This window comes from Atopobium sp. oral taxon 810 str. F0209, from assembly GCF_000466405.1.
Classification (GTDB): domain Bacteria; phylum Actinomycetota; class Coriobacteriia; order Coriobacteriales; family Atopobiaceae; genus Olegusella.
In genome coordinates, this window is the sequence record NZ_KE952943.1 from 1 (window position 1) to 6213 (window position 6213).

General features: G+C 49.4%; 3 protein-coding genes and 1 tRNA gene. 2 read left to right on the forward strand and 2 right to left on the reverse strand.

What is annotated here, in order from left to right:
- Positions 1–310: 310 nt before the first annotated feature.
- A tRNA-Ala gene (locus HMPREF9069_RS03010) sits at positions 311–386 on the reverse strand.
- Positions 387–590: 204 nt separating this feature from the next.
- Here HMPREF9069_RS03010 and glgB point away from each other — a divergent pair.
- Complete coding sequence (glgB, locus tag HMPREF9069_RS03015; RefSeq protein ID WP_035438308.1) at positions 591–2405, forward strand: 1,4-alpha-glucan branching protein GlgB; 1815 nt, start codon at positions 591–593, stop codon at positions 2403–2405.
- 87 nt (positions 2406–2492) lie between these two features.
- The gene (locus HMPREF9069_RS03020; protein WP_232204030.1) at positions 2493–3422 is read left to right on the forward strand and encodes a radical SAM protein; all 930 of its coding nucleotides are present in this window, start codon (positions 2493–2495) and stop codon (positions 3420–3422) included.
- A gap of 33 nt (positions 3423–3455) precedes the next feature.
- On the opposite strand, the gene HMPREF9069_RS03025 is transcribed toward HMPREF9069_RS03020, so the two are convergent.
- Positions 3456–4667, reverse strand: coding sequence for a glycosyltransferase family 4 protein (locus tag HMPREF9069_RS03025; protein ID WP_021625659.1), 1212 nt, complete (start codon positions 4665–4667; stop codon positions 3456–3458).
- Positions 4668–6213 lie beyond the last annotated feature (1546 nt).

Here is a 6213-nt window from a genome sequence, read left to right on the forward strand (position 1 = left end):
TCTGAAACAGAACGTGGCTTTTGGCAAGCAAAGCCGTGGTGATTGAAACAGTCTGTGGCGTTTGACACAGCACACGACACCAGATTGATAACCCGTCACATCAAATAGGGGTTAACCTGCGTTAATACCCCTAAACACAACACGTTTTCTGTCTTATGCACCCCGTGAAGCGCACACTCTCTCTTCTTACTTTTTCTTGAAGTATGGCCTGATTCTCAGCATAAAAAACGAGAGCCACATCAGCGACTCTCGAATCTATAAACAAGCGCTAACTCGTTTCTCACAAAATAGAGTTCAACGCTTCCTCTTTTGGTGGAGATGAAGGGATTCGAACCCTCGGCCTCTGCCTTGCGAAGGCAGCGCTCTCCCAGCTGAGCTACATCCCCAATTAAAATGCTGCGTTGGTAATTGTGGCAATTTGCACTACACATGTCAACCGATACGCAGCTCAGGCAAAACATATCATCACAGCCACACGGCAAACGCACCGCACTGCTCTGCTTGGCAACTTCGTGCCATAATGTGAGATGCTCGACTGTAAGACTACAAAATTTATTATCATGCTTGTATGTGTCACTCAGGGAGAACCTATGGATAAGCAGGACTTTTACGCGGGTCGCGAATTTTTTGCTCATGATTTTTTGGGAGCTCACCTTAGTGATACAGGCATGATATGGCGCACGTTTGCGCCAAACGCTGAAGGTATTGTCGTAATTGGCGATTCTGGCGAATGGCCCATGCACAAAATTTATGATGGCAATTTTTGGGAAGCAGAGGCCGAAGGTGTTGGCTACGGTGAGCATTATATCTACCGCATCTACCACGGCGGCAGCTACCAAGATCACTGTGACCCTTACGGCTTTGCAATGGAATTACGCCCTGATTGGCGCAGTATTAGCTGCGATTTAAGCTACCAATGGCACGACCAAAAATGGATGGCTGCACGCAAAAAAAATGGTGCGACTGCCAGCTATAACGCTCCCATCAATATTTATGAGATGCACCTAGGCAGTTGGTGCAAACGCTCGGGCGAGCAGACCTCTGATGACCCTGCAGATTGGTATAGCTATTCCGAGCTCGCGGAACTTCTTCCCAAATATCTAAAGAAAAACGCTTATAACTACGTCGAATTTATGCCTTTGGCAGAGCATCCTTTTGATGGTAGCTGGGGCTACCAAACTACTGGCTTTTTTGCCGCAACCAGCCGCTATGGCACCCCTACCCAGCTTATGCAGCTAGTAGATGCCCTGCATACCGCAGGCATTGGCGTTATTCTCGACTTTGTGCCTGTGCATTTTGCCACTGACGCTTATGGTCTTGCTAACTACGACGGTACGGCGCTCTTTGAATATCCCAATGCAGCTGTCGGCGTGTCTGAATGGGGTAGCCATAACTTCATGCACTCACGTGGTGAGACCTGCTCGTTTTTGCAGTCAGCGGCAAACTTCTGGCTTGGTGCCTATCACTTTGATGGCCTACGTTTGGATGCGGTAAGTCGCATCATTTATTGGCAGGGTGATGAAGCTCGCGGCGTCAATGCCAATGCCGTTGAGTTTGTGCGTCGCTTTACCTCAGGTGTGCGCAGCCTAAACCCCGGTGCATTGTTTATCGCCGAGGACTCCACTGATTTTGATGGCACTACGCGACCTGTTGAGCAGGGCGGACTCGGTTTTGACTACAAGTGGGACATGGGCTGGATGCACGACACACTTGAGCTATTCCAGACTGGCCAGCAATGGCGTCCCGAAAATTACCACAAGCTGTCCTTCTCGATGATGTATTTTCACCGTGAGCGCTATCTGATGCCGCTGTCACATGACGAAGTGGTACACGGTAAAGCCACCATCCTCCAAAAAATGGATGGTGACTACAAGAAGAAATTCCCACAGGCTCGCACGCTCTATCTTTACATGATTGCTCACCCCGGCAAGCAGCTCAATTTTATGGGTTCGGAATTTGGTCAGCTGCGTGAGTGGGATGAAAAGCGCGAGCAGGACTGGATGCTGCTTGACTACCCCACCCACCAGGCATTTGCACACTACTGCCGCGAGCTCAATAACTGCTATCTCACACATCCTGCCCTCTGGGATCAAGATTATGCGCAGGCGGGTTTCCAATGGCGCCAGGTAGATGACGCACAGCATATGGTTTATGCCTTTGAGCGTCGCGAACGCGGAGTAGACGGTGAGCGCATTCTCTGCGTGCTCAATCTATCTGACCAGCCATGGCCTGCCTACAAGCTGCAACTTGAAGCCGCAACAAAGCTTACACCGCTTATCAACAGCGACTGGGATATCTACGGGGGTTCATGTCCTCGGGATACAAAGACAAGCGTTACGGTAAAAGAAGGTATCGTGACACTCGACCTAGCTCCGCTCTCGGGTTTGCTTTTACGCGTAGACTAGGCGCTTAGCACTGCCAAAATAGAGATTTGCGCAGGACGGCAATACCGTTTTATTTCGTTCTGCTTTGGAAAGAAGCTTCACATGGATATGAGCGCCTACGAAATTTGCGAGTTGTGCCCGCGTCATTGCCGCGCACGACGCAACCAAGGGCAAGCAGGCTTTTGCGGCGTAACGGCTGAGCTGCGCATTGCCCGTGCTGCTTTGCATTATTGGGAAGAACCTCCCATCTCTGGTGAGGCGGGTTCTGGCGCAATTTTCTTTACAGGCTGCCCTCTGCGCTGTGTTTTTTGCCAAAATCACGAAATCTCACAGGAAGGCTTTGGTCTCAAAATCACGGTTGAGCGCCTTGCAGAAATCATGCTTGAGCTGCAGGCACAAGGTGCGCTCAATATCAACCTTGTGACTCCCCTGCACTACGGACCACATATCTGTGAGGCTGTGCGCATGGCTCGCAAGGCAGGGCTTACCTTGCCGATTGTCTGTAATACCTCAGGGTATGAGACTGTCGAAGCAGTGCGCGCAATGGAGGGGACTGTTGATATCTGGCTTACCGACTTTAAATACGCCTCACCCAAACTAGCAGCACTTTCCAAAGCTACAAACTATCCTGAAGTCGCAAAAGCAGCACTAAATGAAATGCTGCACCTCGTACAGACTGCAGGCGGGCGTGCCGAAGGACCAGATGGTCGCATGATACGTGGCATTATTGTGCGACACCTAGTGTTACCTGGTCACATAGATGATTCCTGTGCAGTGCTTGACCGTGTATGGGAGCTGTGCGGCAACGAGGTCGATCTATCTGTGATGAATCAGTATACGCCCAACAAAGCCTGTCTTGCAGCGGGTGGCAATTTAGCACGATCGGTCATCGATGAAGAATATGAAGTTGTGCTTGACCACGCTGATGAACTGGGTTTTGAGCACTTGTGGTGGCAGCAAGGAGGCACCGTCTCCGAAAGTTTTGTGCCCGCCTTTGATGCTACTGGCGTCACCAGTCCTGCAGGCCCTACGCTATAGCATCCCATGTAGGGCTTTCGCTAACCTTGGTACCTACTTGGTACGGCGACGGATGTCCATGCGCTCGAGGTGGTGTTCCTCAACAAAACGCTCTTTCTCATCCTCAAAGGCAGGATTGTCGGGATCAACAAGTTCGTCTTCTCCTGTGTACTTGTTGTAATGATGAAGAAGAACGGGCTCAAACAGATGCAAATGCATCGCAAACGCCGCCGAGCCAATCACCAGCACACCAAAAACCGCTACACGCGGACCCACACTCACCTGCGTCATAATCAACGTGCCGATGCACAAAAGACCTGTCCAACCATACATCGTTAACACGGCACGGCGTTGATCAAAACCCCTATCAAGCAGACGATGCTGGATGTGTCCGCGATCTGCTTGTCCAATGCTGACACCCGCTCTAAAGCGACGAATAATCGCAGAAAACGTATCAATAATGGGCATACCCGCAATCACCAGCGGCACAATCACCGTAGTAAAGCCAGCAATACGAGTAACAGAAAGCAACGACACCGTTCCCAGCGTAAAGCCCAGCAACAACGCACCCGAATCACCTAGAAAAATACTCGCTGGATGAAAGTTGTAACGCAAAAACCCAAGTGTCGCTCCTACCAGAGAGATTGCCAAGGTTGCTGCATCGGGACGCCCCGCGAACATCGCCAGCGTAAACATCGTAAAGCCCGCAATGCAGGCGATGCCTGAAGCCAAACCATCCAAGCCATCAATCAAATTAAAAATATTCACATACGCAACAAGATAAAAAACCGTAACTGGATATGCCACCCAGCCCAGATAAAAATAGCTACCACTAAAGGGGTTAACCACCGAACCTATCACCAAACCGCCTGACACAGCGATAGCCGCCGCAATAAGCTGACCTGCAAGTTTTTGCAAGGGTTTGAGATGAAACTTGTCATCCAAAATGCCAGTAAGAAAAATGACGCCAAAAGCGCAAGCCAAGACTTGATAGCTAATACCTGCCAAGTGCACCGATGGTGAAAGCACGGTTTCCCAGCCGAGATACGTCGTTCCAAAGTATTGGACAAGAAAAGCCACGACAATGGCCGCAAATACTGCAATGCCTCCCATACGTGGAATGGGCTGCTTGTTGACACGACGAATGCCAGGGTAATCAACGGCGTTTACTTTCCATGCAATACGACTTGCCAAAGGTGTCATTGCAAGCGAGGTGACAAGAGCAGAGAGAAAAACTGCCGCGTAGGGCACCCATCTGACATCCATGGCACCTCCCCACTAGGGTCTTGTCGGACGGACGCCCGCACCCCAAAGATGGATTCGCAATCAAATACACCTAGGCATTGTAACTTAAAGCTGCGCAATCATAAAAATGGGAAGTAGGAAAGCAGATCGAAAAAGAAACTCGATGGCATGCTACGTGACAGCTAGGTTTGACAGCTGCGCGATAGCTTTGCTCTGTGGTGGATTTTTATTATCCGAGGGTGTTTCTTCGTCATTGCATCAAAAAACGTCCCAAGGGCGCTTATGCAATGCACTCTCAATTTTCCCGCTCCACCAGCGCAAGTCAAGACTGGAATTATTCCAGCGGTCTACGATAATGAAAGTGTCGTCCCCCTGCGGCACAGAATGGGTGAACCGACAAGCGTTTTTTAGGGAGCTCGCATAGCGTTTCCAGTACAGGAATCCTCCGTTGTTGAGGAAGCTGGAAAAGGCGCCGAGAGCACCCACCTATTATGGGTGGGTTCACAACGTAGCCGCGGGGAGGCGATTTTTTGTCGCTGTTTTCTTTTCACCATATAGGAAATGCGTGTCCGGTACATACAAACTCTGCTATTTGGAGTGCAGACGGGATACAAACTGCAAATGGTTCAAGCTTCGGAGTGAGCAAGCGTAAACGCGCAGGTCACATTTTCCTTTAGTCCGAAAAACGAACCATCTATCGAAATTTTTACGTGCGGGAAAAGTTCACCTTTCATCAGTCTACGTCAAAAAGGATATGTGCTTGTTTCCCACGGATGGGCAGATAAGACGCTGGAGATATCTTGCGATATAGACAGAAGGAGATGCTATGGGTCCTGCACAATGGCGAGAAGGAGTACTTTGGGCCGAGCTTCATCACAGTGCGTCATATCTATTTTCAACCGACTATTGAGGTAATACCTGGTTGTGCAACTGTCTCATATAAGAAATACAACCAGATGCACCTTTTTGCCTATATCCCACATTCTGCATGTTACAGCTTCGCACCGCAACTCGTAGCACGTGAGAGGGCTGTATGCAGCCTGCTTCTTAACAACTTAAGGTTGCGTCTGAAAACATATCGAGAACCTATAACAAAAAATATCATCAGATATATTTTTCTCTATATGCCAAAACTATTAAACAAGCTAAATCAGTCAAAAAGTTTTGTCCCCTCTCGGGGATTCAAGTCAATCAACTAGATGCCGATCTGTTCCACCCCGAGGTTGGAACAGCATAAAGCAGAGCGTGCGAAAAGAGTGCGTATCTTGCTAGCAACCTACTAGCAACCTATGGTGTGGCATGCCATGTGGCAGACGCCACACTTCATTTCATGCTGGGAGCCAAACGCCACGTTCCGTTTCATGTTCGTGCGCCCTGCTTGCCAAAAGCCACGTTCTACTTCATGCCAAGTGTCAAACGCCACGTTCTACTTCACTTTTTTAGCCAAAAGCCACACATCTCTTCACGCCCAAAAAATCTACCTGCGAAAACGTGAAGGCCATTTCACGCCCAAAAAATCTACCTGTGCAAACGTCAGGCCCTTTGAAACAGAACGTGGCTTTTGACA

Coding starts and splice junctions, on each gene's coding strand:
- glgB (WP_035438308.1), top strand. CDS start 591: ATGGATAAGCAGGACTTTTACGCGGGTCGCGAATTTTTTGCTCATGAT.
- HMPREF9069_RS03020 (WP_232204030.1), top strand. CDS start 2,493: ATGAGCGCCTACGAAATTTGCGAGTTGTGCCCGCGTCATTGCCGCGCA.
- HMPREF9069_RS03025 (WP_021625659.1), bottom strand. CDS start 4,667: ATGGATGTCAGATGGGTGCCCTACGCGGCAGTTTTTCTCTCTGCTCTT.